The organism is Pseudoalteromonas sp. CnMc7-15 (genome assembly GCF_022347925.1).
Classification (GTDB): Bacteria; Pseudomonadota; Gammaproteobacteria; order Enterobacterales; family Alteromonadaceae; genus Pseudoalteromonas; species Pseudoalteromonas ruthenica.
This window is the reverse complement of the sequence record NZ_JAKRFT010000004.1, coordinates 391,530-413,215: the sequence shown is the minus strand read 5'-3', so window position 1 is coordinate 413,215 and position 21,686 is coordinate 391,530. Positions and strand designations below refer to the sequence as shown.

Annotated in this window: 26 protein-coding genes and 1 other RNA gene; 25 read left to right on the top strand and 2 right to left on the bottom strand. The window is 50.3% G+C overall.

What is annotated here, in order from left to right:
* Positions 1-24: 24 nt before the first annotated feature.
* From MHM95_RS12390 to MHM95_RS12290, 21 genes are all read left to right on the top strand, one after another.
* Positions 25-1,065, top strand: a complete 1,041-nt coding sequence (locus tag MHM95_RS12390) for a phage major capsid protein, P2 family (RefSeq protein WP_138547395.1) — start codon at positions 25-27, stop codon at positions 1,063-1,065.
* 77 nt (positions 1,066-1,142) lie between these two features.
* Positions 1,143-1,895, top strand: a complete 753-nt coding sequence (gene gpM, locus MHM95_RS12385; protein ID WP_239385424.1) for a phage terminase small subunit — start codon at positions 1,143-1,145, stop codon at positions 1,893-1,895.
* Between the two features lie 94 nt (positions 1,896-1,989).
* Positions 1,990-2,448, top strand: a complete 459-nt coding sequence (locus MHM95_RS12380) for a head completion/stabilization protein (RefSeq protein WP_239385423.1) — start codon at positions 1,990-1,992, stop codon at positions 2,446-2,448.
* Positions 2,445-2,888: a phage tail protein gene (locus MHM95_RS12375; RefSeq protein ID WP_239385422.1), complete on the top strand. Its 444-nt coding sequence runs from the start codon at positions 2,445-2,447 to the stop codon at positions 2,886-2,888. The genes MHM95_RS12380 and MHM95_RS12375 overlap by 4 nt, the downstream gene beginning before the upstream one ends.
* Entirely contained in the window at positions 2,869-3,507 is a 639-nt protein-coding gene (locus tag MHM95_RS12370; RefSeq protein WP_151173457.1) for a phage virion morphogenesis protein, read from the top strand. The genes MHM95_RS12375 and MHM95_RS12370 overlap by 20 nt, the downstream gene beginning before the upstream one ends.
* Before the next feature lie 12 nt (positions 3,508-3,519).
* On the top strand, positions 3,520-4,638 hold the full coding sequence (locus MHM95_RS12365) for a DUF2586 domain-containing protein (protein ID WP_022944375.1): 1,119 nt from the start codon (positions 3,520-3,522) through the stop codon (positions 4,636-4,638).
* Positions 4,639-4,646: 8 nt separating this feature from the next.
* Complete coding sequence (locus tag MHM95_RS12360; protein ID WP_138508003.1) at positions 4,647-5,102, top strand: phage protein; 456 nt, start codon at positions 4,647-4,649, stop codon at positions 5,100-5,102.
* Positions 5,099-5,689: a hypothetical protein gene (locus MHM95_RS12355; RefSeq protein ID WP_239385421.1), complete on the top strand. Its 591-nt coding sequence runs from the start codon at positions 5,099-5,101 to the stop codon at positions 5,687-5,689. The genes MHM95_RS12360 and MHM95_RS12355 overlap by 4 nt, the downstream gene beginning before the upstream one ends.
* Positions 5,686-5,982: a putative phage tail assembly chaperone gene (locus tag MHM95_RS12350; protein ID WP_138508001.1), complete on the top strand. Its 297-nt coding sequence runs from the start codon at positions 5,686-5,688 to the stop codon at positions 5,980-5,982. The genes MHM95_RS12355 and MHM95_RS12350 overlap by 4 nt, the downstream gene beginning before the upstream one ends.
* Before the next feature lie 175 nt (positions 5,983-6,157).
* Positions 6,158-8,470 carry a phage tail tape measure protein gene (locus tag MHM95_RS12345; RefSeq protein WP_239385420.1) on the top strand — a complete coding sequence of 771 codons (2,313 nt, stop codon included), beginning with the start codon at positions 6,158-6,160 and terminating at the stop codon, positions 8,468-8,470.
* Positions 8,467-8,799 (top strand): DUF2590 family protein, encoded by a 333-nt coding sequence (locus MHM95_RS12340; protein WP_239385419.1) that lies wholly within the window; start codon positions 8,467-8,469, stop codon positions 8,797-8,799. Before MHM95_RS12345 ends, MHM95_RS12340 begins: the two co-directional genes overlap by 4 nt.
* On the top strand, positions 8,789-9,937 hold the full coding sequence (locus MHM95_RS12335) for a baseplate J/gp47 family protein (RefSeq protein WP_239385418.1): 1,149 nt from the start codon (positions 8,789-8,791) through the stop codon (positions 9,935-9,937). The genes MHM95_RS12340 and MHM95_RS12335 overlap by 11 nt, the downstream gene beginning before the upstream one ends.
* Entirely contained in the window at positions 9,934-10,449 is a 516-nt protein-coding gene (locus MHM95_RS12330; RefSeq protein WP_239385417.1) for a phage tail protein, read from the top strand. Before MHM95_RS12335 ends, MHM95_RS12330 begins: the two co-directional genes overlap by 4 nt.
* Complete coding sequence (locus MHM95_RS12325; protein ID WP_239385416.1) at positions 10,446-11,270, top strand: phage tail protein; 825 nt, start codon at positions 10,446-10,448, stop codon at positions 11,268-11,270. Before MHM95_RS12330 ends, MHM95_RS12325 begins: the two co-directional genes overlap by 4 nt.
* A 2-nt stretch (positions 11,271-11,272) precedes the next feature.
* A complete protein-coding gene (locus MHM95_RS12320; RefSeq protein ID WP_239385415.1) occupies positions 11,273-12,262 on the top strand; it encodes a hypothetical protein in 990 nt (329 codons plus the stop codon).
* A gap of 3 nt (positions 12,263-12,265) precedes the next feature.
* A complete protein-coding gene (locus MHM95_RS12315) occupies positions 12,266-12,811 on the top strand; it encodes a hypothetical protein (protein WP_239385414.1) in 546 nt (181 codons plus the stop codon).
* Entirely contained in the window at positions 12,801-13,145 is a 345-nt protein-coding gene (locus tag MHM95_RS12310) for a DUF1353 domain-containing protein (RefSeq protein ID WP_239385413.1), read from the top strand. The genes MHM95_RS12315 and MHM95_RS12310 overlap by 11 nt, the downstream gene beginning before the upstream one ends.
* Positions 13,123-13,830: a hypothetical protein gene (locus tag MHM95_RS12305; RefSeq protein WP_239385412.1), complete on the top strand. Its 708-nt coding sequence runs from the start codon at positions 13,123-13,125 to the stop codon at positions 13,828-13,830. Before MHM95_RS12310 ends, MHM95_RS12305 begins: the two co-directional genes overlap by 23 nt.
* Complete coding sequence (locus MHM95_RS12300; RefSeq protein ID WP_022945381.1) at positions 13,827-14,309, top strand: hypothetical protein; 483 nt, start codon at positions 13,827-13,829, stop codon at positions 14,307-14,309. Before MHM95_RS12305 ends, MHM95_RS12300 begins: the two co-directional genes overlap by 4 nt.
* A gap of 1 nt (position 14,310) precedes the next feature.
* Positions 14,311-15,003 (top strand): hypothetical protein, encoded by a 693-nt coding sequence (locus MHM95_RS12295; RefSeq protein WP_239385411.1) that lies wholly within the window; start codon positions 14,311-14,313, stop codon positions 15,001-15,003.
* Positions 14,976-15,923, top strand: coding sequence for a hypothetical protein (locus MHM95_RS12290; protein WP_239385410.1), 948 nt, complete (start codon positions 14,976-14,978; stop codon positions 15,921-15,923). The genes MHM95_RS12295 and MHM95_RS12290 overlap by 28 nt, the downstream gene beginning before the upstream one ends.
* A 296-nt stretch (positions 15,924-16,219) precedes the next feature.
* Here MHM95_RS12290 and ssrS read toward each other — a convergent pair.
* Positions 16,220-16,402, bottom strand: a non-coding RNA gene (ssrS, locus tag MHM95_RS12285) — 6S RNA.
* Between the two features lie 197 nt (positions 16,403-16,599).
* Between ssrS and MHM95_RS12280 the strand changes: the two genes are divergently transcribed.
* From MHM95_RS12280 to MHM95_RS12265, 4 genes are read left to right on the top strand one after another with little or no spacing between them, the layout of a single operon-like run.
* A complete protein-coding gene (locus MHM95_RS12280) occupies positions 16,600-17,163 on the top strand; it encodes a UPF0149 family protein (protein WP_239385409.1) in 564 nt (187 codons plus the stop codon).
* A complete protein-coding gene (gene pepP / locus MHM95_RS12275) occupies positions 17,163-18,473 on the top strand; it encodes a Xaa-Pro aminopeptidase (RefSeq protein WP_045980658.1) in 1,311 nt (436 codons plus the stop codon). The genes MHM95_RS12280 and pepP overlap by 1 nt, the downstream gene beginning before the upstream one ends.
* A gap of 3 nt (positions 18,474-18,476) precedes the next feature.
* Positions 18,477-19,646, top strand: a complete 1,170-nt coding sequence (gene ubiH, locus MHM95_RS12270; protein WP_239385408.1) for a 2-octaprenyl-6-methoxyphenyl hydroxylase — start codon at positions 18,477-18,479, stop codon at positions 19,644-19,646.
* Position 19,647: 1 nt separating this feature from the next.
* Positions 19,648-20,826, top strand: coding sequence for an FAD-dependent oxidoreductase (locus MHM95_RS12265; RefSeq protein ID WP_239385407.1), 1,179 nt, complete (start codon positions 19,648-19,650; stop codon positions 20,824-20,826).
* Here MHM95_RS12265 and MHM95_RS12260 read toward each other — a convergent pair.
* Complete coding sequence (locus tag MHM95_RS12260; RefSeq protein WP_045980655.1) at positions 20,823-21,668, bottom strand: LysR substrate-binding domain-containing protein; 846 nt, start codon at positions 21,666-21,668, stop codon at positions 20,823-20,825. The genes MHM95_RS12265 and MHM95_RS12260 overlap by 4 nt on opposite strands.
* Between the last annotated feature and the right edge of the window lie 18 nt (positions 21,669-21,686).

Genomic DNA, 21,686 nt, shown 5'->3' with positions numbered 1-21,686 from the left:
CAAGCACATTAAGCAGGAAGAAGCATGAAATTAAAGACCTCACAATTATTCGCTAGCCTGATGGCTGGATTGGCTAGCAACTACGGCGTGGCATCAATGTCGGAGCAATTTTCCGTTGAGCCATCTATTGAGCAAAGCTTGTATGACATGGTGTATGAATCTGTAGAGTTCCTACAGATGATCAACACCGCCACGGTGGATGACCTCGTTGGTCAATCAGTATTCATGGGCGTGGGCGGTGGCGTTACTGGCCGTGCTGGAGTTGAACAAGACGGTAACCGAGAGCGAAAAACACGCGATGTGGCGGGCTTATCAAAACGTGAGTACCGCTGTTACCCCACTGAGTGTGACGTGCATTTGCCTTGGTACAAAATGGATCAATGGTCCAAGTTCCCCGACTTTGCCAATCGCTATCGAAACCACGTCAAACAAGCCATTGCCTTGGACATCATTAAGATTGGTTGGCATGGCACACATGCCGCCGATGTGACAGATATTGTTGCCAATCCAATGATGGAAGATGTGAACATCGGTTGGTTACAACTAGTTCGTCGCGATGCGCCGGGGCGTGCAATTAGCGAAGGTGAAAAGCAAGCGGGCGAAATTCGTATCGGCACCGGCGGTGACTACGAGAACTTGGACCAGGCGGTGCATGATTTGATTCAAGCGATCCCGGAGCATAAGCGCGTTAATTTGGTTGCGATTGTTGGTGGCGAACTGCATGCCGATGACAAGAACAAGCTGTATGCAAAACAAGCGCATACCCCAAGTGAGAAATCCAAGATTGAGCTGCAACAGGTCATTGATACCTATGGCGGCTTGCCGACATACAAAATCCCGTTTTTCCCTGAGCGTGGCATTTTGGTGACCACCTTTGAAAACCTGAGCTTCTATGTGCAAGAGGGATCAACACGCACGCACATCGAGGACAACCCGAAGAAAAAACGTGTCGAAGATTACCAAAGCCGCAACGATTGCTACTACGTGGAAGATTTAGAAATGATTGCGTTTTTTGAATCTGCAAACGTGAAAGTCACCAAAGACGGCGGCACGACCTGGTCGTAACGAGCAGCAGCGCAGGTTGGCGCCCTAACCAAACCGTGGGGCGGGCGTCCTTTTTCATCCAAGTGGAGCATTCCTAAATGAGTTTAGTTAAAAAGGCACTCGCGAAAGCTGCTGCACAAAAGCAAGCGCAGCAAGAGGCTGACAACAAAGCGGCACCGGTAAACAGTACCCCAGCACCCGAGTCACCCGCTCAAGACAAGCAGGTGGTAGCCGATGGCGGCCCCAGTCGCTACGAGTTCTTTAAAGCGGCTATTAAATCGGACTTAGGCCAATTAAAAACAATTGACGATGTGGCTGATAAAGCCAGCTACAAAAGCGAAGCGCTCGAGCGAAACGAATACCTAGCTTATATCAGCGAGTACCGCCTCAGCGGCCACAACTTCCCTAATACGGTGTTGGCATGGGTATTCATTTGGCTGGTAGACCTCAAGCGCTGGGATGCTGTGCTCGAGCTATTGCCATTAATGGTCGAGCAAAAGCAGCCACTGCCAACGGCATTTAACACCAAGCATTGGCCTACGTTCTTAATCGATCAGCTCTATGACGAAGGCAACTACTACCTCAACAAGGGGGCAGAAGCAGTCAGCGACAGTGGTATTGCTTTGGTGATGCACCGCTTGATTGCGCAGCTGCTTACGCAGGATTGGTCAGGGAGTGAAGTGGTGGGCGGCAAGCTGTATGCCATGGCGGCCAAGCTCGAGCAGAGCCAGCACAATTTAGGCTACGCACTGCAATTCGCTGTGCAGGCCACGCTTATCAATGACGGTGCAGGGGTGAAAAAGCTGGCCCGCGATGTGGCTAAACAGCTTAACGTGTCCATTGATATTTAAGTCTCCAACGCCAGCGGGCATGCAATCACACCGGTAGTCATTGATTTGCTTTACAGGTGCAGATTGTAGGCGCCCGCACCCAATAGGAAAAAGTATGAGCTTTAGCGGTATTAACAGCACAACGAGTGTTCAGGTCATTGCGAATAATGGCTTTTATCCGGCGGTGTCGGTGCAGCAATTTGCTGAGCACTACCATGTACCGAGCTCATACCGTGAAGCCATGGTGGTGGATGTATTGACTCACCAAGTGCACGCACTTAACGCAGCATTAGAGCGAGACTACGTCTTGCATTGGGAACAGTATCCATCCCTTGCTGAGGTGCCGAGTGAACACATAAATGGGCAAAGCGCCCTGGTGTATTACTACATCAAAGCGCTGTCGTGCTTCGCCAAAGCAGACTTGTTACTCAGCCACCAAAGCATTAGCCAACGCGAGAGCGCATTGGCAGAGAAAGAGCAGCAAACAGAGCACCGGGCTTATTGGTTGAACGAAGGCATTAAAGCGCGCAACTACCTGGTGCAAAGCAAGTATCGCCCGGTGGAATTGCTATGAACAAGTTGCAGCGCATCACTGACTATTTAAGCGCTCATGGACTGAGCCAAGCCGCCACATTGGATGCGTGGATAGAAGAGGGCACGTTCGAGCCACGCGCGAAAAACGAAGGCACCGGCTACACGATTTTAACCATGGCTTACAAAGCCATCGTGAGCATTGAGCGTTATGCCCACTCGGCGCATTTACTCGCCGCGATGGTCGCGATTTGGATGCAAGAGCAGGGCGAGGAGTTTGACGATTCGATGGTTGGGTTTAGCGCGGATAAAACAGACGACGAGCTCTTTGATATTGAGCTTGAGTTTATGCTCAGTGAAGACGTTCAGATTGTGAGAGACCCTAACGGCCCGCTGACATTTATGGGTGAACAATACCGCATTGAAAGTGCCCCTGTGTGGGTGGCCGAGGACTTTACGTTAGATGCTGACATCGCGAATTAGCCACGATAATCGCGACCAACTGGCGCTTCTTAAGCTGGATGATCGCACTCGTCGGCGTGTTTTTCGAAGCGCCGGGCGAAAAGTGCGCCGCGATTCGAAAGCACGGCTAAAAGGCCAAAAAGATTTAGAGAATAAGCGGTGGCCAGGGCGCGCCGACGGCACCAAGAAACGCATGTTACGGCGCATTGGCCGCAAGATGATTGTTAAGACAAGCCCGGCGGGGGCGCGGGTGCAGTTTGATTCGCCGCGCACCGCGCGAATTGCCAGCGCTCACCAATATGGGGCTGAGCAAGAACGCACTGCTGGCGAGCAACAACGCATCTATGGCACCCCCGATTATGATGCACCCGCTTCGCGAAAGTTGGCAAAGAAGCTCATAGCTGCGGGCTACAAGATACGGCGTGCTAAAGGCAAGGGATATAAACGGCCGTCGGTGAAGTGGATCACCGAGAACCTGAGCACAGCCAAAGCAGGTTTTATTTTAAAACTGCTGAGCGATGAACCAAGCAAAGAGCGCTGGACATTGAAAACACCCAAGCGCTCGTTCTTAGGGCAGTCACGAGACGAGCTCAAAGAACTCAAGAACTTTATGTTAGACGAGGCCATGCGCCTTAGATAAGCGAGGAAAACAATGTCACAAGGTCAGGTATTAGTTACAGCCGATAACTTAGGCCAGGGCGCGACTAACAGCATCGAGCGCAAGCTCTTGTTTATTGGTAAAGCCCCTGAGAATCAACTCAAGGTCGTGAGTATTAATGGGCAAAGCGATTTAGACGCGTTATTGGGTGAGGCAGAGTCTGCACTGAAAACCCAACTGCGTGCCGCGATGCTAAACGCCGATGGTCTGTTTGAGTCCTATGCATTGCCATTGGATGATATCACCACGCAATTGATGGCGGTGGACACTGCCATGGTGCAGGGCATTCAAGTTGAAGGCATCGTGTTGTGTGAGCCTCTCGCCGATAAAGCCGCTGTTGAGGCGGTGTTCACCAAACAGCAAGAGGTCGAAAATGCCTATCACCGCTTTCATTTCTTCTTGGGCTGCGTGGCAGGCACTCAAGCGGACACACAAACATGGTCCGACTACACCGCCGCCACAGCGGCCATCACCGATGGTGTGGCTGCTTATACTGTTGGGGTTGTGCCACTACTGCACGGCAATGACCTAGGCGCGCTCGCCGGTCGTTTGTGTAAACACGCCGTCACCGTGGCTGATAGCCCAATGCGCACCGCCACGGGCACCATGGTCGGCCTTGGGGCAACGCCTGTTGATATGGACTCGGTGCCACTGCCCAGTGCAGTAACGGCTGCGCTTGATGATGCGCGCCTAAGCTGCACACAAACTTATCCCGATTATGATGGCGTTTACTTTGGCGATTTGAACTTACTTGATGCTGAGGGCGGCGACTATCAGGTGATAGAGAACCTGCGCGTGGTGAATAAAGCCCGACGCGCCGTGCGCATCAAAGCCATTAAGTTAATTGCCGATCGCAAGCTTAACTCCACGCCTTCATCCATGGCCTGGGCCAAGCGCTACTTAGGTGAGCCGCTGCGCCAGATGGCTAAGCGCACGGTGGTGGCGGGAGTCCCATTCCCGGGCGAAATTAAGCCGCCTCAAGATGATGCCATCACCATCGTATGGCAAAGCAAAACCCAAGTGCGCATTTACATGCGGTTGACGCCGTACAACGCGCCAAAACAAATTGTGATCAGTATTGGCCTTGATTTGGCCGATGGCACCGTAGAGTAGGAGCGACCATGAGCCAACATAAACTTTCAGGTAAAGACTTTGATGTGAACGTGGGGGATGCCCTCGTTCATGTGATCAACTGCTCACTCACCATTGATGATGGACGCCAAGTGCGTATGACCAATGGCGTACCCGATGGCTTTTTAGATGGGCCTTGCACTGCCAAAGGCGAGCTGACAGTCAACCATGAAAACTTCTTGATTATTCAACAAGAGGCGCAAAAGGCAGGCAGCTGGAAAGGCATTGACCCGATTGATATCAGCATGATGGGCGCCGTGGTCAGTGGTGAGAAAAATATTGAATCGTATGGCTGTCTCTTAAAGCTCAGCGATGTGCTCAGTATTGATCCCGAAGGCGCCAAGGCCGATGAAACTAAAATCCCTTTTGAGGTGACTTCATCGGATTTTGTCAAAATCAACGGTATCCCCTATCTGACCGCGAAAGAAGTGGAGAACATCGTATGAAGCCGCTCAGCGCTCAACAGCTCTTAGTAGCGATGCGGGCAAATGGACACCGTGTATTTGAAGGGGAGTTAAACCTAAACATCATTGGCGTGCGCGCCAGTGATGCACAGGCCAATACCTTTAATGACATGATTTATGTGCTTTACCAACGCGGTGGCGCATGGCAGTGCAAAGCCTACCCGGCCACCACTGATCCGGGCACCTATTACCGCGAGCATCCCGCGAATGTGAAAGGCACGGCCGTCCTTGTGCCTGGTCGCTACAGTGGCTGCTGGCAACTTGGACAGCACCAGGGTAAGTACGATGCGTTGGTGCAGCGCGGCGAAATGACGGTGTACAGAGATAACAATTCGGATGCACACATCGACACAGATACCCCGACGGAGTCCGGCTACTTCGGTATCAACTGCCACCGAGCCAACAAGCACACAACGAGCAAACACGTTGGCAAGTGGTCTGCCGGTTGCCAGGTATTAGCGAGCCCCGAGCACTTTAGCCAATTTATGAACCTATGCCGTGACAGTGCTTCACTGTATGGCCCGAGTTTTTCTTACACCCTTTTAACTGAGAGCGAGACGCGCCTGTGAAAAAAGTCATTGAGCTAGAAATTAACGATAAAGCGATCACATTTAACATCACGTTGGCGGCATACAACCAGTACATCAACAGCACCACGCCAAATAACAAAATACAGCCTGCGCATAACTTCTGCATGAATACTGTGGATGACAGCAGCAAAGCGGCGCTGAAAGAGCTGATAAAACAGCCAGGCATGCCCTTACACGTGGCCGGTGCGATTGTTGAAGAGTACCAGCCAGATATAGCGATCACGGTAAAAAAATCGAAAGGCGAGCAAGAGACATCAGCGAAAACAGCTTAGATCAGCTGCTCGCCTATCACCAGCGGCACTTGCCCGGCAGTGCCGTTGGTGAAGAGAACCTTGCCCGGGCATTGTTCTTAGAGAACGACTATTGGAAAAAAATGGCAGTGGCCGTCAATAACGGCATTGCTTCTGCATTGAGTGAGTAGCGCGTGTGAATAAGTTGGAAAAACTCATGTTTACGATAGGCGTGGTGGATGCGGTCACCGGCCCTGTGAACAAGATGATAGCCAAAGTAGACCAGCTGACACACAAAGTGAAGTCGGGCATGGGCGATATGGCAGCGGGTGCAGCGGGCATGATTGCCGCCGGTGCTATGCTCAGTGCATCACTGGCGCCATCAATTGACAGTATTGCCGCGCTCGGTGAAGTCCAGTCCCTGGGGGTGGCTGAACACGCCCTCGAACAACTCAATAGCACGGCGCACCGCTTTACGACGCGCTTTGGCGGTGACAGTGCGACCGTGATCCGCTCGGCCTATGACATTCAATCAGCCATTGCAGGGTTAACCGGCGATGAGCTTTCTAGTTTTACCGAGGCATCTGGGGTGCTCGCGGTGGCGACGAAAGCCAACGTGGGCAACATCACCAGTTACTTGGGCACCATGTACGGTATCTTTGAGAGCACTGCCAACGAGATGGGCAAGTCCAACTGGGTGAAACAGGTGGCCGGGCAAACCGCTGCGGCGGTGCAAATGTTTAAAACCACCGGCCCCCAAATGGAGCAAGCATTTAGCCGCCTTGGCTCTGCGGCGACGGCCCATGGCGTTGCCATGAATGAGCAAATGGCTATCTTAGGTGAGTTGCAAGCCACTATGAGTGGCAGTGAAGCGGCCACCAAGTACCAGGCATTTTTAACAGGGGTGGGTAAAGCACAAGACACACTAGGGCTGAGTTTTACCGACAGCCAAGGCAAGCTATTGCCCATGGTCGATATCATGGACCGCATCACCGGCAAATATGGCGCCCTTGATACCGTAGCCAAAAAAGATCTAATGATGAAGGCATTTGGCTCAAAGCAAGCTGTTGCCTTTATCGATAACCTTATTCCTAAAACTGCAAAACTCGCCAGCAACATTGAAACACTGGGCCAGCAAAAAGGCATGGATAAAGCGCTCGAAATGGCAAACACCATTGCCAGCCCCTGGGATAGGTTGGGCGGCTCGATTAACGCAGCGGCTTCGGCTTTGGGGCAGCGCTTGGCGCCGGTCATTGATCCCCTCGTTGATATGCTTGCAAGTGCATTTGCCTACGTGGTGGATTTCTCAGAGCAATTCCCTGTGCTCACCACGGTACTGACAGCCAGTGCCGCTGCCATGCTGGGTCTAGTTGCTATTGGCAGCGCGTACACCCTCGTCATGGGATTAAACAAAGTGGCGACGGCTGGGTGGGGTATGACGATGATCACCGTCACCAGTGCCACACGCATGTTCACAGGAGCGCAGTGGTTATTAAATGCCGCATTACTCGCGAACCCGATTGGCATTGTGATTGGCTTAGTCGGCTTGTTGGCGGCGGTCATTTACAAGTACTGGGAGCCTATCAAGGCATTCCTAGGCGGCTTTTGGGAAGGCTTCACCGATGGCTTAGCGCCCGTGTTTTCATCACTGGGTACGCTGCGCACGGCGTTATCACCGCTCTTTAGTATGCTCGGTGCGTTGTTTGATTGGTTTGTGAATTTGTTTGAGCCTGTGAACAGTACATCTCAGCAATTAGAAGGGGCGGCGACAGCGGGGCAGCTCTTTGGCACGGTTGTCGGCAGTGTGATGAACTTTTTACTGGCGCCCGTTCGTGCGCTCGCATGGGGCGTCACTCGCTTAGGCGAGTTGTTTGGTTGGTTAGCGACGCCTGCAAGCCAGGCATGGGAATCGGTGCGCGGTCCACTGAGCGCCATTTGGCAGTTTCTTGGAAAGGTCTTTGGTTATTCGCCGATAGGTTTAGTGCAAAAAGGGTACGGCAAAGCACTCGAGTGGTTAGAGCAAAAACTGGGCGGCCTAAAGGGCGCACTGGCGAAATTGCGTGATTTACTGGGTATCGACAGTGATGTGAGTGTGGCTACCGAGCACACTCAAACAGACACCACATTTAGCCGCCATTATGGCAGCGATATTGTCACGCGAGCCAATAATGTGGTGCCTTTGCCCATAGCTACCGATAACTTTGCTGCAGGTCGTGCTAATTCATTAACCCGCGTCGATGCGCTGAGCGCAAACGTCATTGATGCAAACCACCATTTTACCCACTCAGCAAATGACACATCGTTTGATGCTATTGATAAAGCCAAACAGGCGCACACACAGCCACTGAGTTCGGTGCGCGCGGCAACAACATTGAACCAAAGCAAGCTCATTCAGCAGTTTGCGACACAGACTCAACACAGCAACCAGCAGAGTGAGGATAAACGCGTGTATATCGACCACCTAGAGCTGCGTACAGATCAGCAAATTACCAAGGAAAGCTTGGCCGACCTATGGGAGTTAACCGGGTGAGTGCGACGCCAATCTATATCGACTTACTGATAAGCGATGATGACTTACAAATCAATCGTGCGTTAGCCGTTGAGAGTGCCACCGATCGCGTCGTGATAGCGCAGGATATTCGCCACGCGATACGTGAATCAGGCATTGTGCTGCCGCTGATTGGTATGCGCGACCCTATCATCATTCAGCGTATTTTGACGGACTTAGAGCTTTTAGTTGAGCAAGACACACGTTTGGTTCCTGGCACGATTAATATGGCGATGCCTCACCATGAGCGCATCATTATGTGGGCCAAGACCCGTGATTTCGGTGATTTAGAGGTGCAGTATGGATTATAGAGCGCAGTTCCTAAATGTGCTTAAAGCGCGTGGCGTGCCAATAAGCGAGCAAGAGCAAAAGGCGCTATGGGAGCAAAGCCTAGTTGGCCAGGGCTTAGCTGTAAAAAACCAGTCGCCACAAAGCCCGTTTTGGCGTGCACAAAAAGCCATTGTTGGGGAGGCGACAAGTAAGCTCACTAATACCTTGGTAGATGTGATCATGCCCAACTCATTCATCCTACTTGCAGAAGATGAGTGGCTCGATCAGCATGGCCGTAGTCGCAATGTGCCGCGCTTACCGGAGCTCAAAGCACAGGGAAACCTCGTGCTTTCACGCACAGACACCCAAGGCGCCTTAACCATCCCCAAGGGCACACAGATACAAAGTGAACCCGTAGACGGTCGTGTGTATGTGCTTGAGCTGCTCAATGATATTCAGTTTGAGGATGGGCAGGGCGAGCGCATAGCACTGGCAGAAGCACTGGAAAGTGGCAGCGCTCATAACTTGGTTGCTGGATACTACACACAACTTGTCACACCGATTGAAGGCGTCAGTGTGATTAACCTCGATGACTGGTTAGTGCGCCCCGGGCAAGACATTGAGAGCAATGCAAACTATCGGCTGCGTTGTCGAGATAAGTTCGCCACGCTTGGTAACTACCATGTTGATGCCGTCTATCGCTCAATGATCGCAGAGTTCCCCGGCATGCTGACTGAGAATATTGTGTTTGAGCACAATGCGCCGCGTGGGCCGGGTACGGCCAATGCCTACGTGTTTTTAGAAATAGGCACGGTGAGCCAAGCACTGCTGGATGAGATTAACAACCATATCAGTGCCGGTAATCATGGCAATGGCGATGACTTGGTGGTCATGGCGCTGCCTGAACAGCCCCAAGACATACACGTTAAGTACTGGCAACACCCCAACACTGACTCAATTAAATTGAAGTTAGTACGCGCCATTCGTGCGGCCTTTCGGGAAAACGCCATGTTTACTGTGACCAAAGCCATGCCGAACCAACAGTTCAGCTTTAGCTTGTTGGCGAGTGAGCTGCATGCCCTGTTCCCAGAGCTCAAAAGTATCCAGTTTATCAACGATGACATTCAATGTGGCATGTGGCTGCCCAAGATAAATAGTTTGGTATTGGAGCAGCAATGAGTATAAGCAAACTTCCTGTATGGCTGCGTGGTGAGAATGCCAAAGCGCTTGAGCGCGCAGCGGATGCTTATTGGCAGAGCATTGAGGCAGCGCTGTTTAGTTGGCTTGAGCAAATAGACGAGGAAAAAGCAGCGCTTGAAATACTCGATTTACTTGCATGGGAGCGTGATATTAACCGGCTGGATGATGAGCCGGTGGCGCTTTACGCACAACGCATCAAGTATGCGGTCGCCAATGCTGAGGATGCAGGTTCAAATACTGGCATGATGCGGATTTTTGAGCGGTTAGGGTTCGGGTTTGTGCAAATCAACGATCGGGTGCCTGGATTCGACTGGGATATGGTCGAAATCGCTATGTCGGAGACGCAGTCAGCTGGTAAGCAGGCGCTCATTAAAGAGATCATACGTAGCTACGGGCGAACGTGCCGCCGCTACTTTTTAAGTGCGCTGACAGAAACACACACAACAGAAGCACTTGGGAACATTGAATACGATAAAGAGGTGGTGGGATGAGTCAGTTACAAATAACCAATGCGGGACTGCTGTACAAAGATGCGGTCTTTGCAGGTGAAGAAGTCCAAAATATCAGTCACTTCGTCTTTGCCAATATACCTGGGCTGGACGAGAACGCAGAAATTGATCCAGCCATTACAGTGCCTCAGGAATATGTGGTTCATACACAACCTGTGCAAGCAGTGACGCGCATTGACGCAAATGCAGTTGCAATCAGTGCTGTGCTCGGGCATGAGGTGGGGGATTTTGACTACAACTGGTACGGCGCGCTGGCAACACGAGCCGATAATAGCCAAGAATTGGTGGCTGTGGCTCAGGTTGTGCTTCAGAGCAAGCAAAAGTCTGAGCCGGGGCGAAACGGGAATTACAGCGCGAAAAGTATTATTTGGCGCTCACAGCGCATAGCTGATGAGTTAAATATCACTGTCGCTGCGTTGCCCTGGCAAGTGCAAGAAGGGGAGTTCGTTAGCCAGAGTGAATTTAGTCAACACAGTCATGATGACCGCTATGTACGCAGCATTGACTACATACAGCGGCTGCCCTTTGTCACAAAACCAAAGTTGCATTTATACCAACGGCACAAACTGATTGATGCAAGCAGCAAGACAGCTCCTACGACTTTAGGAATCAGCGATGGTGACTGGTTCTCTGTCAAAAACTTCGGTGGTGAAGAACCCTTAATACACGTTCAAGGTGATGGTGGTGAGCAATTCAAGCGTCTAGCTGATGGCAAAATCGCGGCATTTGTCAAAGTCGTACGCCATGACCTAAGAGAGCTTGTGTTTGTCTTTAATAAACAAGAAAACATGTGGGAGTTTTGATCGTGGATAGTTTAGTTAACGAACGTAGTGGCTTCATCGATGGCGTTTTTCAACATGGGGGATCTCGACTCCTACCATGGCCCAATGTGAGCCGCACGGGAGGCAAATTAGCCCTATCATCAGCTGACTACAATTCTATGGTGCGAAACCATAAAGTTGTCTTAGACCCTCTAGATAAAGCGGCTTTTTTCAGCTCGCAATCTATTCACCTATCATACTACAATTCAGATCTAACAGTTGCTTGGTCTATTGATGTAAAAGAAATTTGGTCGTTATCAAATAGGGACTTCGATATATTTTTCGTTTATGTGGACCCTGCAACCGGAAATCGCCATGTAATTGGTCAGATATTCAGTGATAACTATGGCTCCCGTATTTTTGAGCTTAATGCGGAAACTCGAGAATCGCGAGTAGCCAGTGCTGCTGGCCCTGACCGCATACGCAATATTGGCATGCTCAATGATGGCACCTTGTTCTATACAGAAAGTGTATCGGGCACTGCACAATATCGCAGTTACACATTAAATTGGGGGGACTTATCCGCCGGTCAACGCCTATATAACATTGGTTTCCATTATCCACTCAATACTGGCTCTTATAGCTCTACAAACCGCAGTGTTGAGGGAGTCTCCTTACTGAACGGAAGTGTGACTTTGCTAAAGCCTCATCATGTGCAAGGAACAGGGGGCTACTCATCAGACGCGGTCGCAAATGTTTTTGCGGTCAATCAGAATATGGACTGGACTGCCCCTGACAACAACAAGGTCATGGTACAGACACTCCATCCAATAGCTCAAAATATGTGGATGAGCCAAATCCAACAGTTCTCTAATGATTGGTTCAGTTCGACAGAATCTTATGTAAAAGATTACCGAGGTATTCAATCAGGTAATAACCATGTGCTTATCCATCGTACAGAGTTAGAGCGCTGGGCCTCAGACTGTATTTATGCGCAAACAGGCGTACGCATTCCTGTTCCAGAGGGGAGTTAAGATATGAAAGTACTCATTCGAGTCGAACCCAAGTTTGTAGCGAACGATCTACCGGATGACACCCGCTTTTTTGTAAACCAAAAAATGGTATTTATTGATGGAAATTCGTACCTATATGCTGATTACTTGGGGACAAAAGTCATATTGAGTGATTACAACGTTACCAGCTATGAGCAAGCAATAAACGTCGCACCAGCTACCATCGCTTTATCTGATATTGACGTAAGTGGCGAGGCCGTTACTTTTGGAAATGGCGGCATTTGGTGGGTGGCGCAAAACACAGCTTATACCATCACCGCAAAAGCTGAAGGTATGCCCGATGGGGAAATGATGATCATTATTGAGCGCATCATCCAGGGCGGCACAGTTGTTCAGGATATCAGGGCTAAAGCATCCATCGTGAATGAGCACATCACAATCAATAGCCAGTTTGAAGCGTCGGGTAACTATCAGATCACCGCTGAGCGTTTAAACCAAGGTTTAGCAACAATAGGCGCACCTTTTCGACTAGCGTTCGATACAGTGGAGTTTGATGCTTATGTCGCCTAAACACATCCAATTAGCATTTATCGGCATGGGTGTGGCCCAGCTACTGCACCCGGTACGCACCCAGTTCGGCGTTGTGCATCGTGGCTTTGTTACCGATGGCTTTACCTTACCTTGGTATCTACGTTGGTTTCATAATCCTTTTGGGCGCGGATTGGATGCGGCTATTTGGCATGACTTTGCGCTTAAAACAGGGCGTAAGCAGCCTCACAAAGAGTTTTATGTGCTTCTTCGCCAAGCGGGTGTGCCTGCCTATAAGGCCTTTATGATGCGTGTTGCGGTGACTGTTTATCAGAAATTAAGTGATGGTGTGCATGCAATACCCAAACTCTTTTAATAGCGCCAGCACGCGAGCTGCTTTGCAAGGGGCATGCACGGAAGTGCACGCACTTGCGTTGCACAGCTATGAAGTGGCAAAGCAGGACACCAGCGCCAGCGGCGCGATGCAGCTAGCCAAAGCCGTGCGAGATTTGAGCCGCCGTGAGCGCCCAACACAGTGGCGTGCATTGGTGCTTTATATCACAGCGCCATCTCCTACAAGTTTGCACCAAGCCCTTGATAGTGTGAATACTGCTTGTCCTCTGCCTGTGTTTATCACCGCAGCGCGTTATGCTCGCTCATTATCAGATTTAACGCGTCATAAAATGACTTTACCCACGGGCCATGAGCAAAGCATCGAGTGGCAAACACTCAGTGATGCGTGCCACGTTCCTGGGCTAAGTCGCGCTTATCAGGTAGCTTCAACCAAGCTGATAAAAGGTGAGGGGCAAAACAGTGTTGGCAGCATTGATGAGGAATTAGCGGCGCTTGGCGAGCAAAAAGCTGCGCGGGATGCGCGGATTGATTCATGCTCGTTTGACGCGGCCCAACTTGGGCTTCGCACGAAAGCGATCACCGCGACCAGTGCGCGCAGTCTGGCCGATGCGCTTGAGCGCTTGGGAGACAATCACACGCATTGGGCTTTTCAGGTTTATGTGGGGCGCCAACAGGCCATCGCACCACTTGTGGAGTTATTCAATTGATTGCATTAAATGGCGTAAAAGTGCCCGGTAGCAATACTCGGGTGCATGCCAATTTTGACCTGGCGGGAACAAACCAATCAGGGGTTGGCTCCTTTGCTATTACCAGTGAAGAGGGCACCAAACCAAAAGGGCTTACCATTAGCACTGTGCTGAGAATGGATGAGCTCGACGCGCTCGAACAAATCACTCGCTGGGCCGAGGCTGAAAACGATTACGGTGAGCGCCAAGTATATACCATCACAAATGAGTTAGCGCAGAGTATGAAAATACGCCGTGCTAAGTTTGCCGGCAAGGTCAATGTCAAAGAAGACCAAACGCTCAAAGCGTGGAATCTCACCTTTAAACTCGTTGAAGTTAAAAGTGTGGCCGAGAAAAAACAGCAGCAGTTAGACGAAACAAACAAAGGGATCAGCCAAAGCCCAGCTAAAGACGGACACGCACAAACCCTTGTGCTGTTCGAAGCGGCTGAGGGTCAATAGCATGAAGTTACAAACCTTACTCACTATCGGCGGCGAGGTGGTGACGCCTGCTCACCATAACGTGGTGCTTTCTTTGCGCTCACCCGGGCGCGCGGTGTTTGTGGTTGCAGAAGACACATTGCCAAGTGGCCTTGTAGAATTTCACATTGGTTATCAGGATAAATTGGTGCCGTACTTCTATGGAGTGATCGAGTCGAAGCAACAGCGAGCAGGGCGGTGGTTCATTACCTGCCGAGAGCTTGTCGGTGCCTTGTCTTTTGCGCTGCCTATCGCCAGGCGTCACCCGACACTCCGCGATGTGTGCGACGAGATAGAGCGTGCAGGTATCACCATTGAGTTGCCCAACGCGGACTATGCCAGTCGTAAGATCCCATGCTTCTATCACAGTGACGATGGTGTGAATGCGCTGCGTAAACTGGGGGCTGCGTTTGGTATTACTGATTATATATTTCAGCAGCGCACCAATGGCAATGTGTATGTGGGGAGCTGGCATGACAGTGGTTGGCAAGCCGAAGATAAAACCATTACCACGGCCGAGCATATTTTTAAATCCAGCAATGCCAGCAGCGCGACACTGTTTGCGGTGCCTTATCTGCGCCCGGGCATGAAACTCAACCAGCGCTATGTTGGGCAAGTAGAACTTAAAGAAACGGAGCAAAGTATTTTATGGTCCCCGCAGCTGTCCGCCGTTTAATCGAGCGTTTTCATCCTGAGCTAACGCAGCGTCAACACGTACCGCAACTGGCGCGTATTGAAGCTGTGTATGACTTACCACACCAGGATGCGCAGATAAGCACGCCGTTTCGTGCCCACCTCGCAGTGGATATCCAGCTGCTAGGGCCCAGTGGCGAGCCAAAAAATACACCTGTTTACGAGCAGGTGCCCCTAGCCGTCAGCGTTGCGGCCAGTGATGCGGGTGTGGAATTGTCACCGCATGTGGGCATGCAATGCTTGATTCAATTTATTGATGGTAATAACGCTATGCCGGTGATCACTCACTTGCTGCCATTTGGGCAACTTGTGAATGAGCGTAAACGTACTGATGTATCACTCAAACAAAGTGCCCGTAGCCAGGTTCGTGGCACCAATGGTGATTGGCATATCCATACCGATGGTGAACTAGCACAAAGCGCCGATACCACGCGTATTCAATCGCGTAAGCGTTCGGAGCATTACCACCAAAAGAGTACGAGCATTGATTCGCATGATTCCACGTATGTGGAGGGTAACCAGCTAAACACCATTCTGGGCGCTTTAAAAACCACAGTTGGCGAGAAGGCCTTGCTTATTGCATTAGATAACATGCAATTGGGCAGTCAAAAGCAGGTAGATATCAAAGCCCACGGTAACATGAACCTTGAAACACTAAAGACGCTCCACGCCAAAGCCGCGAACTTAGCAAAGCTAGAGGGACAAACGGTTTGGGTGGGCAATGAATCGGTGAATGTGTTGCAAATATTGCTCGATTTAATTGCTGTGGTAAAGAACACCAATCAGACACTTGCCATGCATACCCACGAGGGAGCTGGGAAGTCACAGCAATCAGGGCAGTTTACAGGGTACATGAGCCAAGCAACGAATCTAGATAGCCAGCTTAAGCCCATTACTGAGTAGGTCGACTATAGATATCAATGTCTATTATCGAGCAAAGACGTCGGTGTCTATGTGGTACCAGAAGTGATTTGCCAGGTGGCATAGTTACGTTTAACTGTGTTGGCCAAGATAGATATATGCATCTATACATGCCGGTATATTTCCACTCAATTTGCTTCAAGAAATGCGACAACTTCACGGCAACTTTTTGTCAGTGAAATCATACTTACGGCAACTTTACGACAACTTTTTAATCTAAGAATAGGGCCGGAATATTTCTATATATAGGCTGTACGTAGCGTGTTTAAAGGAAGGAAGTGTTCCCCGGCGTTGCGGCTGCGAATATCAGCCCTTGAACCCTAAGGTTCAAGGCGGAAGACACCTGTAGACCGTAGGCTTCTCGGTACATGCCGAGCTTGCACAGTAGCCCACAAGATGTGTTCCTAATCAAAGTTTATCGGCTCAGGGACATCATTCGCTGGCCAACAAGCTAGGGAACTATTTCAGTATATAAGACACAGGCCTAGGGATACAGCCTCAGTTACAAATTATCACGTCATTTGCTGTTAAAGTAAGCGAGAGCCTCATCAAGTGCTGGATATTTGATCGCTGTCATACAATACTGTGGAGTCGGCCTCGCAGCAGTGGTAGCATTAATAACTGTAATTTAAAATATTTCGTCATACGCGAGCCTATCATGAGCGACCAACGTACCTACCAACAAGCACAGCAACTTCTCGAGAGTAATGATATTTTTGTAATGCCGGCTGAAGTCCATGGCATTATCACTGGGTTGTTAGCCTGTGGTGTCGATATTGAAGAGAAAGACTATCAAGGGCTGTTGTGTGATGTGCTGAACGACGGTATCAGTTTTGAGAAAAACCTTAAACACTGGCTTAGTGAACTCTATACCCGGGTGGTAGAGAGTTTCACAAATGAACAGTTACAGTTTGAGATGCTATTGCCCGACGAAGAAGACAGCCTTATCGACCAAGCGAATGCCTTGGTTGCCTGGGTCAATGGCTTTTTACTTGGTTTTGGCTTAAAACAGCAGGACTACGGCAAGATCTCCGGCGATGTCAAAGAAGTGATCCAAGATTTCACTGAAATCAGCCGCCTCGATACCCACTTTGATGAAACAGAAGAAGATAAACAAGCATTACACGAAGTGCTTGAGTACGTGCGCGTATCGGCTATGTTGTGCTTCTCCGAACTGGGCAAGCATGAAAACACTGCACAAACATCAAAGACTTTACACTAATGACTATTAGCAAAAACGAATACCTAATGCGTCAGCAGCGGTTATTGGCGCAAATGAAAACTAATTCGGTAGCCTTGATCCCGGCGGCCAAAGAAATCACGCGCAGCCGCGACACCGAATTTCCGTTTCGCCAAGACAGCGACTTTTTCTATTTAACAGGGTTCAACGAACCAGATGCCATGTTGGTGCTGGTCAATGGCGAGCAGCAGAAGTCGATACTTTATTGTCGCGCCAAAGATAAAAGCGCTGAAATTTGGCATGGCCGACGCTTAGGCGCTGATGCCGCCAAACAGCAGCTGCCGGTGGATGAGGCTTATACCCTAGCGGAGCTGGAGCAAGGCCTGCTTGATGCCGTTAATCAAAAAAGTACCTTGTACTACGGTCAAGGTGTTTACAGTGACGTAGATAACCAAGTACTCGCGCTTTTAAACACCTTACGTGGCGCCCCCAAAAAAGGTTATCGCGCCCCTGAAGTGATCCGTGATATTCGCACTTTAGTACATGAAATGCGTCTGTTTAAATCAGACGCGGAAATAGCCATTATGCGCCGCGCCGCAAAAATTAGTGCCGAGGCTCATGAGCGCGCTATGCGTTTTGCAAAACCTGGTGCCACCGAGTACCAATTAGAGGCGGAATTGCATCACCATTATGCTATGAATGGAGCTCGTCACCCCGCTTACGGCACTATTGTCGGCAGTGGTGACAATGCCACTATTTTGCATTACACCGAAAATGAGTCGACCTTAAAAGATGGCGACTTGATATTAATAGACTCGGGATGCGAGCTCGACGGTTATGCAGCCGATATCACCCGAACCTTCCCGGTTAATGGTCGCTTTAATGCTGCGCAAAAAGCCCTCTATCAAGTGGTACTGGATGCTCAGCTTGCCGCATTAGAGGTCGTTAAACCTGGAAACACCCTCGCGCAAGCAGCTAAAGTGGTAAACCGCATGTTGACCGAAGGGCTGGTGAAACTAGGTTTACTTGAAGGAAATGTCGATGAGCTTGTGGAAAGCCAAGCGTTTCGCGCGTTTTACATGCATGGTCTCGGCCACTGGTTAGGGCTCGACGTGCACGATGTGGGTGAATATAAAAAAGATGAGCAGGATCGTGAGTTTGCCCCTGGCATGGTGCTGACCATAGAGCCAGGTCTCTACATTGCCGAGGATGCGCCGGTGGCGGAGCAATATCGCGGTATTGGTATCCGTATCGAAGATGATGTTCTGGTGACAGAAAAAGGGCACGAAAACCTCAGTGCCAGCGTACCAAAAGACATTGCCGCTATAGAAGCATTAATGCAGGAGAGTTAAAGGGTGCAGCACACTGATGTTGTTATTGTTGGCGGTGGGCTTGTTGGAAGCACACTGGCTAATATTCTTATGCAGCAATGCCCCAAGCTGAGTATTGCTGTTATTGAAGCCCACGAGTTACAAAGCTACCACCCCAGCTTTGATGATCGCTGTATCGCTTTGGCAGCGGATTCCGTGGCGTATTTGCAGCAACATCAGCTGTTTGACATCGCTGTGGACTATGCCAGCGCGATCAAGCATGTGCAGGTCTCAGATCGTGGTCACTTTGGTAAAACGCAAATCCATCATCACGACTATCAGCTCGATGCATTGGGCTATGTTGTTGAAGTTCGCCCTTGGGGTCAGCGACTTACGCATGCCGCAAAAGAGCACAGCCAGTTAGCTTGGCATTGCCCGTCGCGGGTGAGTGATATAACACTGCATGCTGACTACAACTGCGTTACTCTTGATTGTGGCACGCAGTTAGGGGCTAAGTTAGTGGTGATAGCGGACGGTGCGCAGTCGCCAACGCGCTCATTAGTGCATATAGATTTTCCTACCACACAGTATGAGCAGCACGCGCTGATCGCTAACGTCCAAGTCCAAGGTGGGCACCACCACCATGCTTTTGAGCGCTTTACTGAGCACGGCCCTATAGCGCTGTTGCCTATGTCACAAAGCCGCTATTCATTAGTATGGTGCGATAATCCACAGAAGCTACACACCATGCAACAACTAAGTGCGGCGGAGTTTACCGCTGCCTTGCAACAGGAGTTTGGCTACCGAGCTGGGCTCTTTACCCAAGTGGGAGAGCGTAGCGTGTACACGTTAAGCTTTGGCCAAGCACAAAGCCTGAGCAGCCATCGCACCGTGGTAATAGGAAATGCTGCCCACGCCATTCACCCTATCGCTGGGCAGGGTTTCAACCTTGGGCTGCGTGATATCAAAGAATTAGCGCAGCGTATTCGCTATGCTGATGCACATAGCTTGGGGAATTATCATTTTACTCAAGGTTACAGCCGTGCTCGTCTAAACGATGTTCGCCGAGTGATGCAGCTTACCGACTCATTAGTGCGGCTGTTTTCCAATGGCTCGCGTACCCTTGCTTTAGGGCGTAGTGTTGGCCTCAGCGCGATGCAATTATGTAGTTCGCTGCGCCAACCTCTAGCAAAACAATTGATGGGATTTAATTAATATGCACCAGGCAAAAGTAGCCATTGTTGGCGGTGGTTGTGTAGGCTTAAGCACGGCGCTGGCACTGAGCTTAAAAGGCATCTCTGTGGCCGTTATCGACGCCAAAGGTAGTAGTGAGCCGCTGAATGAAGAGTTTGGGTTGCGCGTGAGTGCCATTAATCACGCTAGTGAAGCGCTATTTCGAGAGTTGGGTGTATGGCAGGGCATAGCCGCGCAACGCATGACCCCTTACACGCAAATGGACGTGCGCGATAAAGATAGCTTTGCGCATATTCACTTTGCCAGCGAGGAGTACGATGTGAGCCATTTGGGTCATATCATCGAAAATGATGTGATCCACCGGGCATTGGTGGAAAAGCTAGAGCGCCAAGATAACGTTACCCTGCTTTTTAACACCGCCTACAAAGACATCCATCAAGGTGATAATAATGTGCTTATTACCTTAACCGATGGTACGCCGGTGATGAGTGAGCTGTTAATTGCCGCCGACGGAGCCAATTCGGGAGTGCGCCAGCGCTTCAACCTGCCTATTACCTTTAAAGATTATGGTCATCATGCCCTGGTAGCCACAGTAAAAACGGCGCAGCCCCATGATAACTGTGCGCGACAGGTATTTTTAAGCGACGGCCCGCTTGCCTTTTTACCACTGGCTGATCCCCATTACCATTCTATTGTTTGGTCCTGCTCACCACAGCAGGCCGCCACTTACCAAAACATGAGTGAGCAAGAGTTCAATAAAGCCTTGTTTGCTGCGTTTGATGGTCAATGCGGATTATGCACCGTGCAATCAGCGCGAGCGGTGTTCCCGCTGACTATGCGCTATGCCCGGCAATGGGTGAAAGAACGTATTGTGTTGGTTGGCGATGCCGCCCATACCATTCACCCTTTGGCAGGACTCGGCATGAACCTAGGCCTGCAAGATGCGGCAAGACTGAGTGCGCTTATTAGTGACGCACTGACTGATTCGATGACCGCCACAGCGCGGGCATTGCGTACCTATGAGCGTGAGCGTAAGCTCGATGCGCAAAAGCACATTGCCACTATGGGCGCACTCAAAGGGCTGTTCGCAGGTGATAATCCAGTGAAAAAAATAGTGCGCGGCCTGGGCTTAAGCGCGGTTAACGAGATAGCGCCATTAAAGCAAGCTTTTGCTGAGCAAGCCCTAGGACAACGCCGTTAGCTCAATCGTAAAGTGATAAACTCGGCAAGTTTATCAATGGCTTGCAAAGACTCCTGACCACGTTTGATAAGGCTGATCCCAACCTGGCCCAGTGCCGGCAATACATCGGAGTTAGCGGTGTAGGGCAGCTCTTCGGGCACGGTTTTACGAGCGAGTACGGTAACCCCAAGCTGCTCTTTTATGGCTGCTGTGAGGCCGGTTAAATCGGCATTGGTGTAAACAATACGCCAAGATACACCGGCTTGCTCCAGCGCTTCAATCGCGCGGCGGCGATAAATACATCCCTGTGGCGCCACAACCAAGGTGACCGGCTCGGTAAGCTTAGCGGGGGTATTACCGACCCACACCAAATCATCTTGTAAAAAGCTCGGGTAATGCGGGTTGTCCAGTTGTTCCACTAGGGTGAGCACTAAATCAAATTCGTCACGATTACTCACATGCATCAACTGTTTGCTGAGCTCAGATTTTACTTCCAGTGAAACATCGGGGTACAACGACACAAAGTCACCGATGATGGCCGGTAAAATACTGGCGGCAAATTCACTGGGGATCCCCAAACGCACCTTACCGGTGATGGTTTCGTTACTAAACAACTGTAAAATGGCGTCATTATCTTTGAGCATTTGTTTTGCCAGCGGCAACAGTTGCTCGCCTTGATGGTTAAGAATCTGCCGTTGGCCTTGCTTTTTGAATAGCTTACGCCCGAGCAGCTCCTCTAAGCGCTTTATTTGCAAACTCACGGCGGGTTGCGACAGCCCCAGCAGCTCACCCGCCTTGGCGAAACCGCCAACTTCAACTACGGTGACTAGCGTGCGCAAACTGTCGGTAGGGATATTTTTCATATTAATAAAGCCAATTTA